Annotated in this window: 22 protein-coding genes and 4 pseudogenes; 5 read left to right on the top strand and 21 right to left on the bottom strand. The window is 44.5% G+C overall.

Annotated elements, in window-relative coordinates:
• Positions 1 to 4: 4 nt before the first annotated feature.
• Positions 5 to 667 (top strand): cupin domain-containing protein, encoded by a 663-nt coding sequence (locus NH568_RS09220; RefSeq protein WP_253046378.1) that lies wholly within the window; start codon positions 5 to 7, stop codon positions 665 to 667.
• Between the two features lie 97 nt (positions 668 to 764).
• On the opposite strand, the gene NH568_RS09215 is transcribed toward NH568_RS09220, so the two are convergent.
• The 13 genes from NH568_RS09215 to NH568_RS09155 all read right to left on the bottom strand — a co-directional run bounded on the left by NH568_RS09215 (position 765) and on the right by NH568_RS09155 (position 15,430).
• Positions 765 to 1,217 carry a hypothetical protein gene (locus NH568_RS09215; protein WP_253046377.1) on the bottom strand — a complete coding sequence of 151 codons (453 nt, stop codon included), beginning with the start codon at positions 1,215 to 1,217 and terminating at the stop codon, positions 765 to 767.
• Positions 1,218 to 1,354: 137 nt separating this feature from the next.
• Positions 1,355 to 2,005, bottom strand: coding sequence for a hypothetical protein (locus NH568_RS09210; RefSeq protein ID WP_253046376.1), 651 nt, complete (start codon positions 2,003 to 2,005; stop codon positions 1,355 to 1,357).
• A 1,348-nt stretch (positions 2,006 to 3,353) separates the two neighbouring features.
• A complete protein-coding gene (locus NH568_RS09205) occupies positions 3,354 to 4,715 on the bottom strand; it encodes an ATP-binding protein (protein ID WP_253046375.1) in 1,362 nt (453 codons plus the stop codon).
• Positions 4,712 to 5,377: a response regulator transcription factor gene (locus NH568_RS09200; protein WP_253046374.1), complete on the bottom strand. Its 666-nt coding sequence runs from the start codon at positions 5,375 to 5,377 to the stop codon at positions 4,712 to 4,714. Before NH568_RS09200 ends, NH568_RS09205 begins: the two co-directional genes overlap by 4 nt.
• Positions 5,378 to 5,435: 58 nt before the next feature.
• Positions 5,436 to 8,483, bottom strand: coding sequence for an efflux RND transporter permease subunit (locus NH568_RS09195; RefSeq protein WP_253046372.1), 3,048 nt, complete (start codon positions 8,481 to 8,483; stop codon positions 5,436 to 5,438).
• Positions 8,484 to 8,486: 3 nt separating this feature from the next.
• Entirely contained in the window at positions 8,487 to 9,554 is a 1,068-nt protein-coding gene (locus NH568_RS09190; protein ID WP_253046370.1) for an efflux RND transporter periplasmic adaptor subunit, read from the bottom strand.
• Positions 9,544 to 10,287, bottom strand: a complete 744-nt coding sequence (locus NH568_RS09185) for a MipA/OmpV family protein (RefSeq protein WP_253046368.1) — start codon at positions 10,285 to 10,287, stop codon at positions 9,544 to 9,546. The genes NH568_RS09190 and NH568_RS09185 overlap by 11 nt, the downstream gene beginning before the upstream one ends.
• A gap of 258 nt (positions 10,288 to 10,545) precedes the next feature.
• Entirely contained in the window at positions 10,546 to 11,085 is a 540-nt protein-coding gene (locus NH568_RS09180; RefSeq protein WP_253046366.1) for a hypothetical protein, read from the bottom strand.
• A 423-nt stretch (positions 11,086 to 11,508) separates the two neighbouring features.
• On the bottom strand, positions 11,509 to 11,982 hold the full coding sequence (locus tag NH568_RS09175; protein ID WP_253046365.1) for a hypothetical protein: 474 nt from the start codon (positions 11,980 to 11,982) through the stop codon (positions 11,509 to 11,511).
• Positions 11,983 to 12,237: 255 nt separating this feature from the next.
• Positions 12,238 to 12,606: a hypothetical protein gene (locus tag NH568_RS09170; protein ID WP_253046363.1), complete on the bottom strand. Its 369-nt coding sequence runs from the start codon at positions 12,604 to 12,606 to the stop codon at positions 12,238 to 12,240.
• Positions 12,607 to 13,418: 812 nt separating this feature from the next.
• The gene (locus tag NH568_RS09165) at positions 13,419 to 14,006 is read right to left on the bottom strand and encodes a hypothetical protein (RefSeq protein WP_253046362.1); all 588 of its coding nucleotides are present in this window, start codon (positions 14,004 to 14,006) and stop codon (positions 13,419 to 13,421) included.
• Between the two features lie 317 nt (positions 14,007 to 14,323).
• Complete coding sequence (locus tag NH568_RS09160; RefSeq protein ID WP_253046361.1) at positions 14,324 to 14,704, bottom strand: ankyrin repeat domain-containing protein; 381 nt, start codon at positions 14,702 to 14,704, stop codon at positions 14,324 to 14,326.
• Positions 14,705 to 14,815: 111 nt separating this feature from the next.
• The gene (locus NH568_RS09155; RefSeq protein ID WP_253046359.1) at positions 14,816 to 15,430 is read right to left on the bottom strand and encodes a hypothetical protein; all 615 of its coding nucleotides are present in this window, start codon (positions 15,428 to 15,430) and stop codon (positions 14,816 to 14,818) included.
• 130 nt (positions 15,431 to 15,560) lie between these two features.
• Between NH568_RS09155 and NH568_RS09150 the strand changes: the two are divergent.
• Positions 15,561 to 16,080, top strand: a pseudogene (locus NH568_RS09150) (IS4 family transposase); the annotation flags it as partial.
• Positions 16,078 to 16,179: pseudogene (locus tag NH568_RS09145) on the top strand (IS110 family transposase); the annotation flags it as partial. The pseudogenes NH568_RS09150 and NH568_RS09145, both read left to right, overlap by 3 nt.
• Before the next feature lie 22 nt (positions 16,180 to 16,201).
• Here NH568_RS09145 and NH568_RS09140 read toward each other — a convergent pair.
• Positions 16,202 to 16,675, bottom strand: a complete 474-nt coding sequence (locus NH568_RS09140) for a DUF1203 domain-containing protein (RefSeq protein ID WP_253046357.1) — start codon at positions 16,673 to 16,675, stop codon at positions 16,202 to 16,204.
• A gap of 99 nt (positions 16,676 to 16,774) precedes the next feature.
• Between NH568_RS09140 and NH568_RS09135 the strand changes: the two are divergent.
• A pseudogene (locus NH568_RS09135) lies at positions 16,775 to 17,296 on the top strand (transposase); the annotation flags it as partial.
• Between the two features lie 219 nt (positions 17,297 to 17,515).
• Here the strand turns inward: NH568_RS09135 and NH568_RS09130 are convergent.
• The 6 genes from NH568_RS09130 to NH568_RS09105 all read right to left on the bottom strand — a co-directional run bounded on the left by NH568_RS09130 (position 17,516) and on the right by NH568_RS09105 (position 21,885).
• On the bottom strand, positions 17,516 to 17,803 hold the full coding sequence (locus tag NH568_RS09130) for a hypothetical protein (RefSeq protein WP_253046355.1): 288 nt from the start codon (positions 17,801 to 17,803) through the stop codon (positions 17,516 to 17,518).
• A 120-nt stretch (positions 17,804 to 17,923) separates the two neighbouring features.
• Positions 17,924 to 18,586, bottom strand: coding sequence for a restriction endonuclease (locus NH568_RS09125; protein ID WP_253046353.1), 663 nt, complete (start codon positions 18,584 to 18,586; stop codon positions 17,924 to 17,926).
• Between the two features lie 135 nt (positions 18,587 to 18,721).
• Complete coding sequence (locus NH568_RS09120; protein WP_253046351.1) at positions 18,722 to 19,159, bottom strand: hypothetical protein; 438 nt, start codon at positions 19,157 to 19,159, stop codon at positions 18,722 to 18,724.
• Between the two features lie 70 nt (positions 19,160 to 19,229).
• A complete protein-coding gene (locus tag NH568_RS09115; protein ID WP_253046349.1) occupies positions 19,230 to 19,973 on the bottom strand; it encodes an HNH endonuclease in 744 nt (247 codons plus the stop codon).
• On the bottom strand, positions 19,970 to 21,142 hold the full coding sequence (locus NH568_RS09110; protein ID WP_253046347.1) for an AAA family ATPase: 1,173 nt from the start codon (positions 21,140 to 21,142) through the stop codon (positions 19,970 to 19,972). Before NH568_RS09110 ends, NH568_RS09115 begins: the two co-directional genes overlap by 4 nt.
• 164 nt (positions 21,143 to 21,306) lie before the next feature.
• Positions 21,307 to 21,885: a hypothetical protein gene (locus NH568_RS09105; protein WP_253046345.1), complete on the bottom strand. Its 579-nt coding sequence runs from the start codon at positions 21,883 to 21,885 to the stop codon at positions 21,307 to 21,309.
• Between the two features lie 358 nt (positions 21,886 to 22,243).
• On the opposite strand from NH568_RS09105, the gene NH568_RS23980 reads away from it, so the two are divergent.
• The gene (locus NH568_RS23980; RefSeq protein WP_290444189.1) at positions 22,244 to 22,372 is read left to right on the top strand and encodes a hypothetical protein; all 129 of its coding nucleotides are present in this window, start codon (positions 22,244 to 22,246) and stop codon (positions 22,370 to 22,372) included.
• Here the strand turns inward: NH568_RS23980 and NH568_RS09100 are convergent.
• Positions 22,313 to 22,577: pseudogene (locus NH568_RS09100) on the bottom strand (IS4 family transposase); the annotation flags it as partial. The gene NH568_RS23980 and the pseudogene NH568_RS09100 overlap by 60 nt on opposite strands.
• Between the last annotated feature and the right edge of the window lie 114 nt (positions 22,578 to 22,691).

The following is a 22,691-nucleotide window of genomic DNA, read 5'->3' as shown; positions in this document are numbered from 1 at the left end:
CAGTATGACTACTTTAATCAATGCAGATTTCAAGCATCGTGTAGTAATTCAACCCGCCGACTATAAGTGGGTTGATTCTCCGATGCCTGGCGTTGAGCGCATGATGCTTGATCGCGTTGGAGATGAAGTCGCACGAGCGACCTCTATCGTTCGTTACGCGCCATACTCAGCGTTCTCGTCACATACTCATAGTGGTGGAGAAGAATTCTTAGTACTTGATGGTGTGTTTTCGGACGAGCATCAAAACTACGCAAAGGGGAGCTATGTGCGCAACCCAATTGGTACATCTCACACACCAAAAATAGGTAAAGAAGGTGCAACTATATTGGTAAAGCTACATCAATTTGATCAGGACGACACAGAACAAAAAGTGATAGACACTCAAACCCACCCTTGGCACCAAGGGCTTGTTGATGGGCTGACGGTAATGCCGTTGCATGAGTTTAAAGGTGAGAAGGTCGCCTTAGTAAAATGGTCACCTCACACTCAATTTCAATTGCACACCCATTGGGGAGGAGAAGAAATCTTTGTTTTGGAAGGCACGTTTTACGATGAGCATGGCCAATATCCCGCAGGCACCTGGCTTCGTAGCCCCCACATGAGCCGGCATACGCCTTTTACGAAAGAGGATGGCGCATTGATTTATGTGAAAGTGGGTCATTTGTAAATATGACACCGCCATATGGGGCGCATGAATGCTTGGCTAAAATTTGCTAAGAATGAGCGCAAGCCAAGCGTTTTGCGTCCCTTGGTTAAAGCGTTTGTTAGGTCGCGACTGCCTCTGCTTTACCAATTTCTTTTACGATTGGGCTTGCGCTACAAATAACCTCTAAACATTCGTCAGCAGTAACTATTAAGTGAGACCACTCACCATCATTTCCCATGAAAAAGGTAAGCGGGCTTTCTTTGTGCCAACCATGACCTTTTATTTTAAACGTATTTAATGTTGGTCGAATATTGCTCCAAACTTCTGTCAGGCCGTGTTCGTCTAGACAACGAAAGCCATTTACAGATTCAAATAATAGCTCGTATATAGTTTCTGATTCTTCGTGAAATACACGAGCTACAAGTTCATGGCTTTCGTGTTTTGCGTCGCCTTTAATCAGGTACTTAACACCATTCGATTTTTCGAGAGTCCACTCTTTGGTACCCCAAGACAAATCGACTAACCACAAACTGCCATCTTCAAAAGGTGTTGGCCAACTCTCAAATTCCATCTAGCTACCTTGTAACGCCCAATTAAGGTGTGAGCCACGCTACCACTACACTCAAATTGGACACCGTAAACACTAAACTTAACCCAAACCCAAAATGCCAAGCGTGGGGAATCACTCTTAAATTGCTTGTTAAGTTTTTAGTACGTCGTAGTTACTTTGTACCAAAAACCAGCGGTTTCAAAAACATTATCTCGCGCTGTTGATAACTGCATAATATACAAATTGTCCGATGAATTATCCGAGATACTAATAATTCCCTGCTGACAAAGAGCATCATTGTCACGAAAGTCGATTTGGTGGTTACACAAAAATTGATGCATATCGTCGATGTGAAATGAGTTATTAATGAAGCCATCTACTTGTTTAAGTTCTGCATAAGCTTTAGGAGCGACTTCATAACCGATTACCGCTCTTAATTTTAGATAGTCACCAGACTCTAAAGAAATTGGGAAACTAACTTTATTGCCATTTTCTTGATACAAACCTTGGAACAACCCTGAGTAGTCTTTCCGCCCTTTATCGCTAAGTAAGTACACATCACTTTCTAAGATAGTGGTTTTACGGTCGCTATTATTTGTAACAACGACATCCCAATTTGTTTTCAGTAGCGGAGGAATAATATCTGCTACAGGAGCTTTAATTTCAGTTTCATAACCAAACCTTTGAGCATTTAAAGAAACTCTGAGGTTCTCCTTGCGATCTAAAGTTGCCTGATAAGAAAAATAGAGTGAGATCAGGGAAATAATAAAACCTGCCACACCTGTAATACTACCTATTTTATTGTGCATACTTTCCTCAAATGAAACTTAACAGCTTATTAGCGTGAATACCGGTTAGATCCAGTTCCTAAAACCGTACAGCTCCACAGCTAAATTATTTTATTTATAACAAGAACAATAACCTACCACTATTGTACTAGTCACTCAAGCCAAAATGTCTTTGGTGAAACCGAGCCTTGTTCATAGCGAGACTTGGGGTCTCGTTATGTAAAGCTACTAACTTTTTGAATCTATGTAAATTAAATCAGATCTTCACTTAGACGAGACCTTCAAGCGCGGAGAAAACGAGAAATTTGACATGGAAACTGACTACATTTGCTTATACCTGTATAAATAATCAGCACTTAGGGTTGGGATGGCGACGTTGTTTGGCAGTGACGGTGTTGTTGGTAAGGTGCGTCTGGAACCGGGCACTGCAGAGTGGTGTTTGAGTAGATCCCGGCTCGCACGCGTCCGGGATGACGGAGTTGTTTATGAGGTGCGTCTGGAATCTCGCATTGCCGTGCGGTGTTTGAGTAGATCCCGGCTCGCACGCGTCCGGGATGACGGAGTTGTTTGGAAGAGGCGGCGTTGTTTGTGAGGTGACGGCGTTGTTTGGCAGTGACGGTGTTGTTGGTAAGGTGCGCCTGGAACCGGGTACTGCTGCGTGGTGTTTGAGTAGATCCCGGCTCGCACGCGTCCGGGATGACGGAGTTGTTTATGAGGTGCGTCTGGAATCTCGCATTGCTGTGCGGTGTTTGAGTAGATCCCGGCTCGCAAGCGTCCGGGATGACGGAGTTGTTTGGAAGTGGCGGCGTTGTTTGTGAGGTGACGGTGTTGCTTGGTCGTGACAGAGTTGTTTATGAGGTGCGCCTGGAACCGGGCACTGCTGCGCGGTTTTTAAGTAGATCTCGGTTCGCACGCGTCCGGGATGACGGAGTCGTTTGGAAGTGACTGCGTTGTTTTATGAGGTGCGTCTGTAACCTAGCATTGCTGCGCGGTGTTTGAGTAGATCCCGGCTCGCACGCGTCCGGGATGACGGAGTTGCTTGGAAGTGACGGAGTTGCTTGGAAGTGACGGAGTCGTTTGGAAGTGACGGTATTGTTGGTGAGGTGCACCTGGAACCGGGTACTGCTGCGCGGTGTTTGAGTAGATCCCGGCTCGCACGCGTCCGGGATGACGGAGTTGTTTGGTAGGTGATGTTTATGAGGTGCGCCTGGAACCTGTCACTGCTACGTGGTGTTTGAGTAGATCCCGGCTCGCAAGCCGTCCGGGATGACGGAGTTGTTTGGAAGTGACGGCGTTGTTTATGAGGTGCGCCTGCAACTTAGCATTGCTACGCGGTGTTTGAGTAGATCCCGGCTCACAAGCGTTCGGATTAAGCTTCTCGCTCCCCGAACACTACTTTAAAGCTTGCGCCGCCTTGCTCGTTTTTGCAGGTAACCGTGAGTTTGGCGTTGTGAAAGTCGACGACTTCTTTGACGATAGACAGGCCCAGTCCACTGCCGCTCAGGGTAGATTGCTCCTGTCTCCAGAAGCGTTCAAACAGGCGGTCGTAGAATTGCGACTGGATCCCGGGGCCGTTGTCGCTCACTTCCAACTCAGTGGCACTCACTCTGACCTGAATCTTGGCATTGTCCTTTGAGTGCTTCAGGGCGTTTTCGACCAGGTTTTTAATCATAATATGCACGGCAGCTTTGTCTGCCAGGATCTGAGCGGTGCCTGGTTCCGTGTCCAGACTTAGCTCTTTATCAAACTGTACTGCCAGCGGTGCCAGCATCATGCAAACTTCCTGTGCCAGCGCTGACAGGCTTACCGGTACCTTGTTGTACACCACAAAGTTTTGCGCGCGAGAGAGATCTAAGAGTTGCTGCACCACCCGACTCATATAAGCGACATCGTTGACGATTTCTTCGCGGATCTGGGGGGCAATATCGGCCAGCTGAACACGGGTATTAAGCACAGCCAGTGGGGTTTTAAGCTCATGGGCGGCGTTGGCCACAAAGCGCTTTTGTTCATCAAAGCCTCCCTCTACCCGCTCCATGGCCTGGTTCAGTGAATCCACAATCGGCTGAATCTCATAAGGCAACCCCTCGTTACTGAGCCTGAAACTAAGCTGCTCCGGTTTGATCTGCTTTAACTGGCCAGCTACGGCTTTAACGGGCCGCACCACAGAGCGCACCGATAAGTACCCCACCACCATAAACACCCCAAATGCGGCAAAAATGGTGATGGCCGTCACCCGGTTTAGTGCCGGGATCACGGCTTCGTTCGCCAGTTCTGTGATCAGGTCGTTGCGTGCCATGTCCAGCAACAGCGCCTGTCCGTCCAGTGTGAGTTCGGTACGAAAACGATCAACGCCATCAAGATGAGAATACCCAAGCGCAATGGTGTCGGTCAGCGCTGCCAATGCTTCGGAGCCCTGTTCACTGTTTACAGACTGGAGCAATACCTGGCCATCCTCGGCGCGCAGAACACGAAACGCAAAGTTATTGTACAGGGCGTCATAGCCCCACTTTTCAATCACATTATCAGGGGTATACACAAGTTGCTGTTGCTCAAAATGCAGTGCATCCCCTACGTCCTCAATCATGCCTTTCATACTGACTTCGAGCGCCAGATTGGCATAGTTCATCGAAAACAGGTGCAAGATCACACCTATTCCGGTGAACACCACCGAGCCTATCAGAATAAAATGCAGGTAGATCTTGCGGGCGAGGGAGTTTTTTATGATTTTCATGCCAGTATATATCCTATGCCACGGAGCGTTTTAATGGTGACGTCCGCCTCAGTACCATCAAGCTTTTTGCGAATTCGGTGTACCGCCACCTGCAAAGCGTTGTCGGTTACTTCAAACCCCATGGCATAAATGGCGTCGTATAATGCATCTTTGCCCACGGTTAAGCCTACATGGCGCAGCAGATATTCCAAAATGGCCACTTCTGTCTTACCCATTGAAAGGTTCTCGCCGCCTACCGTTACGCGACGAGATTTTGGGTCAAGCGCCAGGTTACCATGAGACAATAAAGTGCCAATGTACTGACTGGGACGACGAAGCAAAGCGCGCAGCCGCGCCAGCAGCTCGCCGATATCAAACGGCTTGTTGATATAGTCATCTGCACCCAGATCCAAGCCGGCAATGCGATCATCCACACTGCCCCGCGCAGTTAAGATAAGCACCGGAACCGGGTTGTCGGCACCCCGTAAAGCAGCAATCACATCGAGTCCGTCTTTGTCGGGCAACCCGAGATCCAGAATAATGGCGTCGTAGTGCCATAATGCCATTTGATCGCGTAATGCGCCCGCACTGGTGGCTATATCAGCCGCGTAGCCTTCTTTAGTCATGGCCTGCTGAATAAAGCTCGCCAGTTGCAGGTTATCTTCGGTGATCAATATGCGCATACTACTTTCTCCATTCTCTTGCCTTACGTTACTTGTTCCACTTTATTCCAGACAGGTTTTACGTCAGCTCAGGTAATGCAATTGGCATTGACCTGGTGCGCTTGGGTAACAACCATTGCAGCAAAACTGGGATCACCACCAGCACCAGAATGGTTGAAGTGATCAATCCGCCAATCACAGCCCATGCCAGTGGCGGCCACAGAGGACTGCTGGCCGAGGTTAAAGGTAGCATACCCACTATGGTTGTGACCGAAGTGACTATAACAGGACGCACCCTATTTTGTACCGATAACATGATAGCCGCCTGCGTGCTCTGCCCAGCTTGTACGTATAACAAAGTGCCGTCGATCAATAAGATAGCATTATTCACGACTATTCCTGCCAGTGCCAGGATCCCTAAAACCGACATAAACCCGAACGGCACCTGAGCCAGGCTCAGCATAGCCGGCGCACCAATGACGGCAAAGGGAATGCTCAGCATCACCAGCAAAGTTAAACGTAACGAATTAAACTGCAGCACCAAGGCAATAAAGAGCAACAGCGCACCAGCTGGCAGGGTTTTAAACAAGGCATTGTTTGCCTCGCCAGATTCAGCCATTTCTCCGCCAAACGCTAACTGTAATCCATATCGCTCGGCAATAGCTGTCAGCTCTGGCATCAACTCAGTAAGCAGCGCAGCCTCATCCACGCCAGGTGCAACTTCGCTGATCAGTTTAACCACGGGCACACCATTTCTGCGCGCCAAAATGGCTGGCTGGCCGACTATCCGGGTATCAGCAAGCGCATGAACCGGCACCGGTTTTTCGGTCAGAGAGGTCAGTACGCCGGTGTTCATCAGATCAATACTGTCATGACTTGAATCCGGGTCATACAGCACAACTGATGTAGGCTCATCATTAAAGCTCACCTGAGTCATGGTTAGCCCTGCACTGCGCCATGCCAGATAATCATTAAGCTGGCTTTCAGTGAGGCCAAGCTGACTCAGCCGTTGCTGATCAAAAGTCATGGTCAGCTGAGGCACCGCCCCCGAATAGGCTTTGCCGGGTGCGTCAAACCGCCTATCTGAGCTCAGCAAGGCAAATACCTCTTCGCCCGCTCGACGTAAGATTTTATAGTCTTCACCGCTTAGCCACATTACCACCGTACTTTCCAGTGGCGGCCCTTGCCCGAGCTCCCGGGCTCGCAGAATGACTTCCGGGTAGTCGCTTTGCAATTGGTCGTTCAGCTGTTCAACCAGCAACGCCATATCGGTATGTGCTTGGGCGGTCAGTACCACCCGGCCAATATGGCTTTCATCCGGTTTTTGCGCCAGGTTGTAGTAAAAGCGCGGGCCGGAGAAACCATTGAATACCAGCGTTCGCTGCACATCGGCATGTGCACTGATGTCTTCAGCTATCCGGTTTAACGTACTTGCTGTGAGCCGTTTGTGCGTGCCCATGGGCAGCTCCACATCCACAATGGCCTGATTACGGTTGGTTTTTGGAAAAAACTCACCATCGGCCTGCGGCAGCGACATCAACCCGGCGCATAGCCCAAATACAGCAACTAACGTCAGGGTTTTGTGCTGCAAGGTAAACTTGGATAAAGCCAGTGCGCCCTGCTCTAAAATATGTTGCAGTTGCTGCTGCCAGCGAGAAACCGGGCTTTTACCCACAGGCAAGTAACGGTTCAGCAAAGGCACCAGTGTTAACGCAATGGCGTAACTGGCCACAATACACAAAATCACCATGACCGGAATACTGGCGATAAAATCAGCCACACTGCCTTTGGCCATCAGCATTGGCAAAAACGCTGCAATGGTTGTCACGGTTGCAGCACACAGTGGACGCCACAACTCGGTGATACTTAGGATGGCACTGTGTAATGGTTCGCTGCCCGCAGACATATGCCGGTTAAATCGTTCAGCAACCACAATGCAGTTGTCGACCATCAGGCCTAAAGATAAAATCAGCCCGGCAATGGTCATCTGGTGCAATACTCCATCCATCGCACTAAAAGCGGCAATGGCCGACAATGTGATAACCATAACGGCAATACATACACTCGCAGCACCACTGGCAGAGAGGAAAATAAACAAAATAACAGCAATGGCAACCAGGCTCAGCATTAACGATTGCATTAGCCCGTCTTTGCGCTTTTTGGCCCACTTGGGCTGAAACAGCTCTATCGTGACAGCGTTTGCCCCGTATATCTCATTGAATTGCTCAACCAGCTGGGTAACTTGCTCGCCCGCCTGTGCAATGCGGATCCGGTTGGGCACCAGAGTCACCGCCACACCAACGCGTTGCTGACCGTTGATCCAAAAAGACTCACTGGCTTTAGGATCGGGACGATAATGGATATCGGCCAGCGTAGATAAAGGCAATTGCTGGCCCTGATCGGTTGCTACGAGCTTCCCCTTAAGCTCGGCCAAAGAGTCCAGTTGAGCCACAGGTGACAGGATAAGGTTAGCCCGGTCGTCGGTGATACTGGCAACCGAGTCAATCTGATTGGCACCGCCGATACGCTGAGCAATCTGCAAGGGGGTGACACCCGTTTGCAACATAGTTTGCTGCGAATAGGCCACCGCTATCTGGCTGCCCGGGTCGCCCACCAGCTGAGCATTGCGCACTGTACTAAGCGCCAATATCTGATCTCGCAACTCAATGGCGAGTTGGCGCTCCTGTAGCAGGTCGCCCCGACTGCCAACAGACAATAAAATACCCTGGGTGTCCTGCACGCGATCTAAGATAGTCATAGACAGCGCCGGATTACTCTGGCGTATAGGGGCAACCCCTTCTTTGATCCGCTGCCAAACCTGGTCGGTGTTATACACCGTTTCTTTCAGCTCTATATCCAGCGACGCGGAGCCGTGTTTCACCTGAGCGCTGTAGGTCTGAATTTCATCTATTTGCGCTAAAACACGCTCCAGAGGTCGAATGTAGCGCTGTGCCAGAGATTCAGCTTCCAGACCATTGGCATTGAGTACAATCATGCCATTGCGATACGGAAAGCTGGGATCTTCTTGCTCCGGAGCGCTGAACCAGCCACCCAAACCGGCAAGACACAAAATACATACCAGGCCCAAAATAAGGCGAGGGTTAACAAACCAGGGAGGTCGAATCACAACTTACTCCTTATTAAACGAGTGGCTCAGCAACATGCGGCTATCAGCAAATATCAGTGCGGGCGATTCAAGTGGCTCAGGGCTGCTGACAAGAATATGGTGGGCACGCCCAGTTATTACCTGAACATAACGGCGCTGTTCAGGCTCTGATTGCAGTACCACATAGGGCTGACTGGCATCGTCATAGTGTAAGGCACCACCAGGCAGGCGATACAAAGGTTGATCTGAAAGCGGAATTTTTAGTTGCGCATTCAGGCCCATCCAGGTCTGATTGTGTGCTTCCAGCCGGACTTTCAAAAAAAAGAAGGGAGCGCGTGACCCCAGCGGTAAGGTACGCTCCACTATCAGGCCTGTTACCGACTCGCTCAGCGCCGGCACAAAAACCTCCACATACTCCTGCTCATTGATTGTCAGTGCTACTTCTTCAGGTATCGCAAAACGGGCATGTAAAGCGGATGCAGCCTGAAAGTTCAGCACCGTCTGGCCAGCCTCAGCAAACTCCTTGCGCCTTACCAGCAGATCACTCACTACCCCGTCGAACGGGGCGCTGATAGTAAGCTCAGCAAGCTGATTGCGAGCGGCATTTACCTCGGCCTGTGCTTTATTCACTTGCTGATAAGCCATATCCAGATTACGTCGGCGTTGATCTAGCTGCGACTGGGTTTGCAAATTGAGTTTAACCAGTGCCTCGGCGCGCTCGAATTCAGCCTGACTGTTGGTCAGCTCTGCCTGTGTGCGCTGAAGCTCTGCCCGCGCTTGTTCAAGCTGAGCATATGCAACAGGATCATAGAGCTCCATCAGTACCGTACCACGCGTCACAAATTGCCCGGCACGTACCCAGAGCTTTTCAACCCTCCCCGATTTTAACGCGGCCAGCTGGGTGTCTTCGGCCCCTTCTATCTGGCCAAAAAACACTTTCTGTGGCACTTCGATTACCCGCTCTGGCATCGCAGTGGCAAACTGAGTCACCCTGGCATGGTTTGTTTGTGCCTCTGTATTGACTTCTCGTTGCTGATCCTGGCAGCCCAGCATGGCGACCAGACTCAAAAGGATAAGCGCTTTAGAAGACATACACATACCCCAACAATAACTGCACAGCGCCGGATTGCTCGATAAGCGGAGAATCTTTTATTTCGCTGCCATAAGCGGTGTAACTCAGATCGGCTTTTATCATATGGTTACGACCAAAAAACCAATCACTGGAGACACCCACTTCAAGATTCATGGTTGCGTCACCTGTATAAGCGTTGCGCCCGGCACGCTGCTCTGTTGGTAATACACCATAGTAATAATCAACCAGATCCTCACTCAGGTAACTTGCAGAGACATAAGGCGTTATCCGCCCGTCACCAAGCGTAAATGGCACACCATAGCTGACACTTGCTTCATAGCCTTTGTGGGTGCTGGTAACATCATGCATAAAGGAAAAACCGAACTCGCCAAACTCTGTATCAAACTCCCCTTCAAAGCCAAAATCAAAGCTCATATCCCTGTCTTCCATCCCCAGGAAAATATCACCGTCGGCTTCCTCGTAGCCGTCCAGTCTCAGCTGCCCCACCACTGAGAACTCTATATTTTCCTGCTGCCAGACTTTATAGCTGCCACGTGGCCCCAGTAATGAAAAGTTGCCATATTGTATGGCCAGAGCGGGCACTAAAATGGTCTCATTGCCAACATCGGTGTAGCCCTGATCCTGAGATACAACCGCGGCACCAATTCCCCATTGAGCGCCTTGCTCCTTATCATCAGCCAGGGTTGAAAAACTCATTAATGCCAGAGAAATCAAAGAAACTGTTTTATTCATTACCATGCTCCGTTAATCAAATTTACTGTATCGGACAACGCTTTTGTCCTGGGTTGAATAAAACTTAAAGGAACAAACTTTCTTGAAACTTACATGGTGGTAATTTTTTGAAAATGGAGATTAGGGGTACACGGAACACACAGGGCATTAAAAGAGAAAAATCAGGAAGTATCGGGCTTAGACCAGACAGAATACTTCCTGTATAGGTGTTTTTGATAAAAGCCTGAAAAGGCAAATCAGCAGCGCAGTAAACGCACTTTATTCACCTTGTTCACATGAAAATGGGCCAACCACGTCGCTTTTGATGGCAAATTTAGTATCAATTTCCGGATGCCGTGTTTTTATCTCCTCAAGCGCTTGCTCGAAGTTTTCTTTAACCAGCACTCTCCATGAATGCGATGAAAATAAAATATAGTTATCGTAGTCATTCACATGAAAATGGATATCCCCGATATAGGTGAGGCTATTTTCTGCTATATCAAAAGTGCCAAGGCAGTTTAAGTCAGGGTCAACTAATTTGGATCCTTGCATATATAACACCTGGTCAATTTCGTGCGTCCCCACTGGCAATGGCAGAACAATCAACTTTTCCCGGGTGTCTTTTAGAACGAAGCTGTAGTTGTCTAGCATTTTTTGTGTATTTCGGGTAATGAATTGAGCATTACCAATATCGCCAGAGGTACTAAAACGGGCTAAAGCTAAGCCATGTCCTTCGGGCAAAGGCTTTTTAGCATCATATGCCAGCTGCGCACAACCAGACAGAAAAAGAGAACAAACAACAACCATAGTTCTAAACATCTTTACTTCTCACTACATAAAGGTGCGACATTACAGGCACCTGTCAAATTATAATCGCAAGCATTAAACCCAAAAAAGGCAAGCATTACAACTACAAGAAATACACAAACAACCATAATTTTAGATTACCCTAAAACTACCCAGGATAAATAAATTACACCCCTTCTATAGAAATACCCAATTATTAATGCCTGTAAATCGCCATGTTATTTATTGGATAGCAGAACGATGACCTGCTATCCTCGCAAGTAGTTCCTTTGGCCCTTGTTCGTTTTTCTGCTCGAGCCGCGCGGTTTCAGGCCGTTCTATTAGTATAATAAAGCCTATTTTTGCAATATAGATATACATCATCAGGTGCTTGGGAATTTTTAATGGCTGGAATAGTCTGAATTCGTATCGATTATATGGGTTGTTAATCGCACCTTACTCGATATCTTTGGATGCATCCTTTTTAAGCTTCGTAACCTGGATGCCCCCACTTTGCTCGTGGTCTTGTGCCCGCTCTTGTCCTTTTTGGTATTCCTCTGCAATCATTTCTTCTATCTTTGAGGCTTTCTGGTTAAATTCTTTTTCAGATATTCCACCTGACTCAAAAAGATCTTCAAGTTCTTCAAGCTTTTCTTTCAGCTGCTTTATTTTTTCAATATCAACACCCAATCGCTGCATTAACATGGCCTCCTGCATTTCCCCCAGGAAGCCCTCGTTCCGTATTGTTGTTTGTAACTCTTTTCGTTGATACTGCAAGCTAATATCAGATGTCTGGTACATCGGCATCTCTAAAGCAAGCTGCTGACTAAAGCCTGAATCATTATTGCCGCTTTCCGGCAATTTATTTCCTTTTTCTACATTGCTCTGAGCAGGCAAATGGCCTGAAGCGGCGGATTTATACATCAACATGGTAATTTCCTTTATATGGTCCCTGGTAAACCATGCTTGTATCAAAATACGCGCCAACTATAGATGCAATGTAACCATCGCCATACCTAATTGAAACTGGCCTACCACCTAGTCACTTGCCTTGTAATCATTTATGCTCAGGTAGAGATACCGCTTGTGCTTAAGCGCTTGAATATCTTTTTGCCGCATTTGCTAACGACTTAGCAGCGGCCACAAGACTGCAGCCCAAACACCTAGGTTCAGAGATAATTTGATTTAGCCGTAGTTTCTTTGTAAGTAGTCGTACAACCATTCTCGTTCAATTTCAGTGGCGCCCATTGCTATTTCCACTCGTTCCGCACCTTTATCTATGGTAAGCCGGTTGCCACTGTCCGTTTCTCGCAGCGCCATTGTTTTTAGCTCAACCGGTGTAAACTCAACCTGCTTTCGGCTAGGAAACAAAGACTTCCAGTAGTCTTTTTGACTGCGTATACCAAAATCAAATTTGAACGGAGGCACTCCTGTGTCATACGATAACGATGGGCGATTGAGTACCAGTTGTTCGGGAATACTTTTTTGAAATACCCTGAAAATCATATATCCCGCGAAAAAGCCGCCTAAAGACCAGCCTCCTAACCACAGCATTAGGAAAGCTCCCCCTTCTCCAGATGTTATTTGCGATAGAGCACTGGTAAACCCTATGAACCAACCGCCCATCCAAAATACGAGAAACAAACCGACAAAATATCTCATTATGCCAGCTTTACTGTGTGGTACGAAGATATGCTGATGCCCATTTGACCTATCAATTTTTATTGAACTACCTGACGGGGGATTACTACTCATTATTACTCCTGACACCATACTCTATGGCGATATATGCTTGGCTGAAACTAGCAATGAAGAGCGGAAGCCAAGCACCTTGCACCCTCTTAAATAACTCGATTGGGAAAATGCCCGTCGAGCTGTCTTTTTAACGTTCAATGATACCCGATTTCCCTCTAGGTACTTTGCTCAAAAGAACGGTTTATCTAACGCATTTTATAGCCCAAACAGGCACCTTCTCCTATAATACCCCTTGCCTAAGCGCCAGTTTATAGTCATCTTAACCCTTGAAAATAATGACACTGAATTCAGGCATGAACTACGCGGCCATACAACGCAATCAGTTCACCAAAAAATCAAACCAATAATATTAACCATGGAGAATTATCGATAACCAATGCAGAAACCATTACTGCGATTGTTGTATCTTGCTCGCCGACAAGACGTATATTTTCATAATAAACACCGGTACAAAATGAGACGACAATCATCATTATAATTTGAAGGTATTTCTTCATATCCACTTTGACCATAATGAAGTTAAAAGTAGATGCGCACGCTTGCTTTTTATACTGAGTACTGAAAAAACCGTAATACAAAATGGGGCTACTCAAGTCACTCTTTATTAGGCATTAGTTCAGGCGCTCCCCGGGTAATTCAAAATCATCCTTTTTTATAAGCTCAGCCTGTGCAATTTTATACTCGGCCTCTTCATTAGTAATTACTCCCTGCTCTGCGAGCCATTTAAACTTTTGAATTTCGTTTTCCAATTCGTTTTCTGGGTTCACTTCACCATACCATTGCAAAAGCTGAGAGTTTCTTCTTTTATTTAGCTCATCAATTATCTGGTCATGGTTTTTATCTTGAATGACAAAAACATTTCCTCTTTCGGCACGAAAAACCGAGTATTTAACCTTGGAAAAATAGGCCCAGAGAACGCATGCCGAACCAACCAGCACCCAAAAACCTTTGCCATTCAATGGCGCGCCATTGTAAACAGCGTAGCCAAGTTGGAAAATCCCAAGCGCTATCCAAAGATAGCCCACATTTCGAAGCCAATCATTTTGCTCTATTTGAAACGATGATTTCTGCGGAAAGTCGGCGTAATTCATGTCAGTATCACCTGAGCCTGACTTATCTTCATATGCAAAATTAAAGTAATCATCGTGTAGTGTAAATGTATGTTTATTTGATTTTTTCTTCTGTATGAATTCCATCATATTTCTCTTGAGAATCTAATGAGCTTATTACTTGACGCCACATTGAGCAGCAATAGTGTAGTTTACTAAAATGTGAGGCGAAGCGGAACCATTCGAGAAGCTAAAACGACACCCGTCGATAGAACAAATATGGCTGGGTGTCTACGTATTTTCATTAAGTGCTCTATTTTGAGGCGAGAAAACATCGTCGATAACACCGCTCACGCGTCCTGCCATCGCTGAGGCACCTATGTCCATATAGGCGAGGCAAAAATTTTACTATTTAGTTGTTCTAAATGAGAAATGTTTAACACCGTTAGCTGGCCTTATGAAATACATTAGTGTTTGGCGCCATATTGCTTAAGTAACTTGGCTGCTTCTGGGATTTTGTTTTCTTTTGCTATTTGTAGGGCTGATGTATTGCAGCAACCTGTATTGGGTGAAGCACCGCTTTGCAATAATAACTTTAATATAGCTGTATCTTCGTGAGAAGCCGCATGCATTACCGGTGATGCCGTTGGCATACCGGAAAAGCATTTAATAGATATTGGTTCGGTTACACCGTTTGGGTTAGCTCCGAGATCTAGCGCAAACTGGACGGCATAGATATTTTCTTGCGCCGCTGCAGTTTCAAGTAGATAAGAGAGCTTGGCCCTATCACAAACAGCTGCCCACGCACAGGCAGGCAGAATAAAGACAATAATTAGTATAAATCTCATCGACTAGCTCATACATTTAACGCCCCAAAAAGCGGCTAAAATTGGTGTTGCACGAACCAAGCCAAGCTTTTTTTAGTACGTGCTTGATTGCTTTGTTAGGTATCCTCGATATTAATTAATGTATAAGGATATGAAATTACTAAACTCTTTTGAGTCTAATTTTTGGTGATTATGCGCATGCTCAAAATCAACAGTTTGATTTTCAAAAGAAATGTATTGGTTAGCAATCCATTCTATATCTTTTTCAGATAATTTTTTATCAATATCAAATAAAGCTAGATGATCAAAGTAAGCATATGTATGACCTGTATCATATCCAGCGTTTTCTCGGCTTACGTAATGTATAGCTAAAACTTTCAGATCGTTTGTACCGCAAGTCAAAACTTTACGGCTGTTAATAACACTAGGATTTTTAACAACTAAACCTTTATCAGAACAAAGTTTCGCTGTTTCTCGAATACCGTCGAGTACAATACCAGAACCATAACTACCAACAACATTGTAGCTTGCTCCGATCATAGACAAACTAGCTTCAGATCCTTTGATGTATTTTGCAGGGATTATTTTAGGTTTGTTATTGTTTGCAACACCTTGCAAGAACTGCTCAGTTGTTAATTGTGAATAGTTTTCAGGAAGTGATGCGCACCCTGAAAGAGTAAGCATAGTTAAAGCTAAAATTACTCGAATCATTTTATTTATTTCCCTAAAGATACCTAAAGCCGCCATCTGAGGAATCCCCAGATAATCATAATTAAAATCAATGCGATGGGCACGCACGGTATTGTTTGATCTAATTTATTTCGCCAAAAACCAAAGCGATAGCAACACCAAGCGTGATATCACTATCCTACACAATATGCTCAGAAAAAACTGCTCCCAATTTATGCCCGGCGCCTTGATTCATTAGTGCAGGCAACAGAGACTTTGATCGATAGCAATCAACTCTCACTTACTGGCTTTCCATTGGTAAACAGGGTCGAAATATGAAGGGCCCTGTCGCTGCCAAGCACAACATTAAACTTATGGACCGACTGCTTGGCAACACTGATGCATAACGACCGACTTGCTATTTACCGCTTTCATGCATGCCTGACGTGTTGCGGAAATCCTATGCCTATCTTGCTGGTCGACTGGACCGATGTGCGCGGACAACTGCGGTTGATGACTTTGCGTGCTTCCGTCAGCATTCAGGGACACTCAATGATAGTGTATGAGCGCACCTTCACATTTGCTCAATACAACTCACCTAAGTCCCACCAGTTAGTCCTTGATGAACTTGCCATTACCCTTCCATAGAGAGCCTGCCTGATAAATGTATTCCACTCATCGTGACCGATGTTGGCTATAGAAATACCTGGTTTCGACAGGTCGGTAAAAAAGTTTCCCTAATTGCCTGTGTTAGAAAAATGGTTGTTACCTTGAACCCGATGCACAGAGATGGAACTATGTGGGAAGCGCCAAATGCTGAATTTTAGCTATTGACGCCACAATCTCTTATTATGCGCGATGTACACTACAGTTAAAGCAACCTGGATTAGCATTGTGAATATGTATGTATTCAACCTCATGGTTTGAGAGCTGCTTTCTAATACCGGGCGCCAATTCAGAGCCTTGCAATATCTCTGCATGAATCATAATTTGCTGTTTATTATAAGCTCTTATGGAAAGCTGCCTTTTTCTTAATATTTCAGGTATTTCGTTAATGTCCAGCTTTGCCTCTATAGCATTTTCTCGAACAAAAATCGGACCAGATGCGCGGTAAGGTGAATCAGCGTTATGATGTAAATAGGGCAATACTAAAACCCTTTCCCCTATATTTGCTTCTATCAATGAAACCCTACACGGGTAACCCGGGTTCGCATCAGCCGTTATCCATTTAGCATTGTGACTTTCTAATTCTTGCTCATTTAAATTCAAAAGTTCAGAAAAGCTGTGCTTATCAATCCCACTAATCTTGAAATCAGTCTTCATAGTCAATTACCTATTGTAAAATCAAAAACATGATTGTAGATACTCTGTATTTTTATACTCGCCACATTCGGAACTGAAGGTTCGATTACAGTGCCTAACGCCAATAGAGAAGATGGCTGCACAGGCGGGTTCTGGGAAGGCTGATTTAAATCCCTGGCATTACTCGATTATGCCGTCCTGGCCACCAGTATAGCTTACGTTGTTCTCGATCCTATCCGGACCAAAGTAGCAAGTACACCTGAAACTTTTGAGTTTACCAGTATCAAAAATTGCATTGAGCACGCCCAGCACGGCAAACAACCAAAGAGCCTGCTGCACTTTGCTTGTAACCCAAGACTGATCATACCCAAAGGACTACCCTTTGAGCTTAACTACTACATTGAACTGCTTGAACTGACAAGCCGATGCATTCGTGCCGACAAGCGAGGCCACATCAGCGATACCCAGCCTATTCTCGCCAGGTTGTAAATCTTGCATGAAAACTGGCTAATACTCACCACGCGATTTACCAAAGTCTTCTACGGTGAAGTCGGCTGGCAGCAAGCAGTGACTAAGCACTGTGAGCACCTGCAAAAAAAGCGGCGCCCTAATCTGGCTAATTGTGAGCGATTATTAGGTTAGAGTTGTCATTACCCTGACTTCAAGTGATGACTGTCGCACTTAGGCAGCGTTTAACCGTGTCACAGAATATCAAATAACTACGGTTCGAGCTGAAATTCCTCACCAATGAATTACAACTCTCCTGATTCATCACATCTTTACTCAACATAGCACCCGCTGCCCCCACTAAAGACCCATAAAAGGAACATATAACGCTGGGTGTCTGCGTATTTCTCTCTTTTATATTTCATTTTCAAGAATATGTTGATACAACTCTAACAACTGAATACTAGATCTATCTTTATATTTTTCATCAAAGCCACCCAACATGATATTAGTGTGGAAATTAATGTCACAACTTTCATTCGACAATGCTTCTGGAATGTTATGCAAAGCATCAGCTAAATCAGCAATCATTTCAGACTGTTCACAAGACAGGCCAGACTTTTGTCCCTCATAGCCCATCAATCGAATTTTCAGCAAAGCACGTTGTAAGGTTTTGAGTAGAGCTTTTTGTTCTTTATTCACCTGGTCTCCAAGAAATATAACGCCTTACTAATGGGCGCATAAATGCTTGGCTAAAATTAGCGACGAAGGAGCGCAAGCCAAGCGTTTTGCGTCCTTTTAAGTAACTTGTTAAGTTGCGTCTCAACATTCTTCTAAGTCTCTGATTTGGTAGAAACTATAATCTAGATTATTTGAGTCAAAGTGCTCAATATAAGATTCGATACAATACCCACAAACATTTACAGCACTTACTCTATGTGTATCACTGTCTTTTCTATAGAAAATATACCCGGGGATATCTGGGGTATCTTGGCTGCAACAGCTCCCTTGATTTTCAATAGTGTTAATTAAAAGAGAGTGTGAATTGGGGAAAAACTGATTAAGCAAAGGGTAAAACCTCGGCGATTGCACAATAATGTTTTCTATATCCCACGGTGTCAAAAACTTATGGTTAGCTTTGTTGGTTTCACATACTTTTACAACGGAAGTTCTCAATGATTCAGTAAAAGCACTTGAGTAAATAAACATGAAACCATGACACTGATGCTCAATTAGTTTGTTATGATTTGCTTGGTCATCATTTTGACCCACGGCTCTACCACTATGAGCAAAGTGTTTACAGCTAACAAGCCATCTATATGAAGCTTGTCCAAAAGAAGTCATTTCACTACAAATGATATCTCTACCACCGTCAGGCCCTTTAGCTGGTGTAACTTCGACTTTTAATCCGCAGACTTCCAAAAATAACTTGGCAAAATACTCAAAAGCGTGATCATCTATTATTTCTTTAAAATCAATCAACATTAAATATCCATTTAAATATATGAGCTGAGTATGAAAGCAACTTAACGCCGCCATATGGGGCGCACAAAAGCTTGGCTAAAATTAGGAACGAAGTGACGCGAGCCAAGCTTTTTGCGTCCTTCCATAATGGCTTTGTTATGTGCCAATTTGCTTTGATAAAAACCGCGTTACTCTCAGGCGCTCAGGCTCATAGTATTCTTCACGTTTTTCCATATGGATGGTTGGCCCACAGGAACCAACAAAAAGTCCATTTTCGTCAGGAATAGCAAATACTACATATTTAACTTTTTCTTCGAATGGAAAACCACATGCTGCGGAATCCATTCTTGTCGTAACCTTGATTTTTTCAGCAGTCATACCTTTATAACTGTGCTCTACGACTAAAGTCACAGCTTTCAAATTGGAATACTCAAACCAGCCATCTTCTTTTACTTTTATGGTGTCAATCGATTCGACAACTCCAGAGAAAACGACAGGATAGTCCTTATAGGCTTCTTCAATTTCGTACCCCATGCAACTGCAAGCTAAAGAATGGAAAGAAATTAAAGAAAACAAAAAGGCTAAAACTTTCATCCAGACTCTCCTTGGCACATAACGCCTCAAACACCGGCGCAGCTGCGCTGCGTCCGAGTGATTTGACTTGTTAAGCGCATTGTAGCGCCAACGTCTGCGCGGTTGTATGTAACTCCTCTAAATCTTCGCTCCATAAGCCGTCAATCTTCATAGTATCTATAAGCGTTTGAAAATTTGAATCTGTCAACACTACGGTTGCAGTTGTAGCAGCATAGATTGCTCTAGGTTGACACTCTAGAAGAATACCCTCTACAAGGCTAATCAGTCGGTTTTTAGACTGAGTTCGCTCATTAGATTTAAAGGTATGATATCTTTCCCAGGCGACTTCGATTGAATCTGCAGCTTGGCTTCCGATTTCAAATCGCTTCAGAACAAGTCTTTCCTGGTTATTTAGACCGACCACATCAATGCTATTTTCCCCAATTTGAGTTAATCCTCTCATACGAAACATCCTGAAAGCTAAATGTTCTCTTGGGTCTTGCACGTATGGATTTAATATCGGGTCAGAAATAACATTGTGAGTACTCTTAGAACCATTGCACTTTTTACATGATGGCAATAGATTTTCCCACTCAACCACTTTATCAGGATTATGTTTTTTGTCCTCGAAATGTTCAACTTCCATATATTTACTTTCTTCGGTTAAGTCACATTCGCAATAAGAACACTTACCATAACTTGAACTAAGAAGCGGTTCCTTTATTGGGTCAGTGTTCCACACACTCGAACCAGATTTTTTGAACTCTTCAACTAGCTCTTCTACTTTTTCGTCGGTGAGAAACTCAGGCTTTGGGTATCTTTCTAACTTGATCATGAATTACCCTTTACGGCTGCCAATTGGAACTTTAGTAGCTTTCTGAGATGGTTTTCAGGATGAAGTAAAAGTTCTATCTCTTGGAATGCCCTTTGTGACCTATCATAGTCATCGTTGTCTATTGCAGATTCAAATTCTGACATTAGATGGTAGTAGCTATCTGTGCGAGTATCTGACATGCCCATTACATCAATGAGAATTTCTTCAACAGTCCAGCCTTGGTAGCCATATTTAGTCTGTGATAGATCTCTTCGAAAAACTTTTCCATTGTCTGTAGCTAAAGCGATAATTTCTGTTGGTTTGGCACCTTGAAGTATGTGGGGGCTGTGAGTTGAAGTGATGAATTGAGCTTTGGGAAAAACCTGTAATAATATTGTAGCAATTTTTCCTTGCCACTCTGGGTGCAGATGAAGCTCAAGTTCATCGATTAGGATTACACCATCAAAGTCTTTAGCATTAATACAAGGTTCCTTAAACCTTAATTCAATTTCCTTAATTATCCCAAATATAATTGATAGGCAAGATTTAAAACCCGAAGACAAATACTCATAATATATTTCACCATTAGGAGTGTGAATCATAATCTCGTTAGAAGACGCCAAAACTTTACTAAATGAGAAGTCGCGATTTAAAAGCGAAAAGCTTATCTTGGCCAGTTCTAAATTGTTTAGTTGTTGCTCTGTCAGAGCACCCTCGTGCGCCGAGTACAAATACCTATTGACGAACCAGTTCTTAACTTCATTGAGGTTAACGCCATTCATCGCTTCTTGATACGAAGTGTCTCTATTCTTCTCAGAGTCTTTTCGTACGGCATCTAAAGACTGATATCCAAAGGTTCTAGTGACTTTTAAGGAAAGAAGTTTCGGAGAGTGATCTAGCAGACCTCTTATTTGTGACGGCTTATTAGGGTCGAAGTCTGCAATGGAAATATTTGATGGCGTATCCACCCCGTCAATTTCAACAACAGACTTAACACTACCAGTTTCAGAAGATACGTTTCTTTTAAGTATGTTGGATCTGCGATAAGAAAATGAATGCGCAATGCATTCAAGCAAAGTTGTTTTCCCAATCCCATTTGGTCCACAAATAAAATTCATACCTTTATTGAAATCAACATCTAGGCTATCTATGCCGCCTATCCCTCTAATTTCAATTGATTTCACCTTCATTTCTATATCCTGAGTTTAGTGGAGTATCGTTAGTTTTTGGCGCTTAACGCCCAATTAAGGGGTGAACAACGCCTCCACCCAAACCTAAAGCATTGTGCCATAAACACTAAAACTGAAGTAGAAGCAAAAGTGCCAAGCGTTGAGAATCCCTCTTAAATTGCTTGTTATGTTTCATTACTTAAGTGCCGTATTTCGTGTAATAGACTTTCTTGCTTTCTTTTTAGACTATTGATTTCTTTGTCTATTTCGTGAAACAACTTTTCTTCGTTATCAACATGCCTTCCATTTTTATCAAGCAATTTACGTGACTTTATGCTTCCTTGGTTCCGAGACCCTTCCCTTTCGAACATTGTATTTCTATATGCATATTCAGCTTCTAATTCGATATTTATAGTTGCAAGTTCAGTAGTCAAATACGAGATTCTCATATTATTTTTCTGCAATTTCGCCTGTTCTAATTGAGCTTTGCTTGAATCAGTCAATGCTTTCTTAGTCTCAGCAAGTTCTTGCTTTTGCACTAACACTGATTGTGTAAGCCAGTAGAACGCAGCAAACGCGATTAAGGGATTTAAGATTCCCCCGACAAAATCTCCAAACGCTCCCCAAACGCCTGAATCTGAGCTAATTGGCTGCTGATTTAACATCCAAAACCAACCTATATAAGAGCCAAGAACAACTGTAAATACTAAAACTACAATCACTCTGCTTCTTTTTACGTCCTTTTCGATTTTTTCGATATCCATTACTTTCTCATACTCAATTTCAGTAGAAACATAACAGCTTATTAGCGTGAATACCGGTTAAACCCAGTTCCTAAAACCATACAGTTCCACAGCTAAATTATTTTATTCATAATAAGAACAACAACCTACCACCATTGCTCTCATTGCTCAAGCCAGAATGGCTTTGTTGAAACCGAGCCTTGTTCATAGCGAGACTTGGGGTCTCGTTATGTAAAACGGCTAACACAATAAATTTCAATGGGTTAACAAGGCAAGCGGCATAAACGAGACTTGAAAGCACGGAGAAAACGAGAAATTTGACTTGATAAATAGCCGCATTCACTTATACCTGTATAAATAAACAGCACTCGGAGTGAAGATGTCTTATTCACCTTTTTTGGAGTCTGTACGCGTTGAGCTCAGGACCAAGCACTACAGTCTGAAAACAGAGAGCTATGTGGACACCCAGCGTTACTTGCTCGCGCACATCGGCCCAGTCGACCAGTAAGATAGGCATGGAATTAGCGCCACATAACAGATGTGCTTGAAAGCGGTAAATAGCAAGCCGGTCAATACGTTTGATCTTGTGCTTGGCAGCGACAGAGCCCTTCATATTTCAACCCAGCTCGGTAAGTAAGAGTTGATTGCTATCGAGCATGAATTGGGGGGCAGTTTTTCCTGAGTATATCGTGTAGGATGGTGGTATCACGCATGGTGTTGTTATCTAGTTAGTTTTTGGCGAAATCAATTAGATCAAACAATGCGAGAGCGTCCATCACATTGAGTTTAAATATGAATATCTGGGGTTTCCTCTGAGACAAACGTTA

Origin of the sequence: Pseudoalteromonas sp. XMcav2-N, assembly GCF_024124545.1 — a bacterium.
Classification (GTDB): Bacteria; Pseudomonadota; Gammaproteobacteria; order Enterobacterales; family Alteromonadaceae; genus Pseudoalteromonas.
Note: the sequence above shows the minus strand (reverse complement) of the source record. Positions and strands in the feature narration are given on the sequence as shown.

Excerpts from the sequence above, each read along its gene's own strand:
- NH568_RS09120 (WP_253046351.1), bottom strand. The coding sequence starts at position 19,159 with ATGAAAGTTTTAGCCTTTTTGTTTTCTTTAATTTCTTTCCATTCTTTA.
- NH568_RS09140 (WP_253046357.1), bottom strand. The coding sequence starts at position 16,675 with ATGAAGACTGATTTCAAGATTAGTGGGATTGATAAGCACAGCTTTTCT.
- NH568_RS09185 (WP_253046368.1), bottom strand. The coding sequence starts at position 10,287 with ATGAATAAAACAGTTTCTTTGATTTCTCTGGCATTAATGAGTTTTTCA.
- NH568_RS09200 (WP_253046374.1), bottom strand. The coding sequence starts at position 5,377 with ATGCGCATATTGATCACCGAAGATAACCTGCAACTGGCGAGCTTTATT.
- NH568_RS09220 (WP_253046378.1), top strand. The coding sequence starts at position 5 with ATGACTACTTTAATCAATGCAGATTTCAAGCATCGTGTAGTAATTCAA.
- NH568_RS09190 (WP_253046370.1), bottom strand. The coding sequence starts at position 9,554 with ATGTCTTCTAAAGCGCTTATCCTTTTGAGTCTGGTCGCCATGCTGGGC.
- NH568_RS09215 (WP_253046377.1), bottom strand. The coding sequence starts at position 1,217 with ATGGAATTTGAGAGTTGGCCAACACCTTTTGAAGATGGCAGTTTGTGG.
- NH568_RS09165 (WP_253046362.1), bottom strand. The coding sequence starts at position 14,006 with ATGATGGAATTCATACAGAAGAAAAAATCAAATAAACATACATTTACA.
- NH568_RS09115 (WP_253046349.1), bottom strand. The coding sequence starts at position 19,973 with ATGATCAAGTTAGAAAGATACCCAAAGCCTGAGTTTCTCACCGACGAA.
- NH568_RS09170 (WP_253046363.1), bottom strand. The coding sequence starts at position 12,606 with ATGCTGTGGTTAGGAGGCTGGTCTTTAGGCGGCTTTTTCGCGGGATAT.
- NH568_RS09110 (WP_253046347.1), bottom strand. The coding sequence starts at position 21,142 with ATGAAGGTGAAATCAATTGAAATTAGAGGGATAGGCGGCATAGATAGC.
- NH568_RS09125 (WP_253046353.1), bottom strand. The coding sequence starts at position 18,586 with ATGTTGATTGATTTTAAAGAAATAATAGATGATCACGCTTTTGAGTAT.
- NH568_RS09155 (WP_253046359.1), bottom strand. The coding sequence starts at position 15,430 with ATGGCGGCTTTAGGTATCTTTAGGGAAATAAATAAAATGATTCGAGTA.
- NH568_RS09105 (WP_253046345.1), bottom strand. The coding sequence starts at position 21,885 with ATGGATATCGAAAAAATCGAAAAGGACGTAAAAAGAAGCAGAGTGATT.
- NH568_RS09210 (WP_253046376.1), bottom strand. The coding sequence starts at position 2,005 with ATGCACAATAAAATAGGTAGTATTACAGGTGTGGCAGGTTTTATTATT.
- NH568_RS09160 (WP_253046361.1), bottom strand. The coding sequence starts at position 14,704 with ATGAGATTTATACTAATTATTGTCTTTATTCTGCCTGCCTGTGCGTGG.
- NH568_RS09180 (WP_253046366.1), bottom strand. The coding sequence starts at position 11,085 with ATGTTTAGAACTATGGTTGTTGTTTGTTCTCTTTTTCTGTCTGGTTGT.
- NH568_RS09175 (WP_253046365.1), bottom strand. The coding sequence starts at position 11,982 with ATGTTGATGTATAAATCCGCCGCTTCAGGCCATTTGCCTGCTCAGAGC.
- NH568_RS23980 (WP_290444189.1), top strand. The coding sequence starts at position 22,244 with ATGTCTTATTCACCTTTTTTGGAGTCTGTACGCGTTGAGCTCAGGACC.
- NH568_RS09205 (WP_253046375.1), bottom strand. The coding sequence starts at position 4,715 with ATGAAAATCATAAAAAACTCCCTCGCCCGCAAGATCTACCTGCATTTT.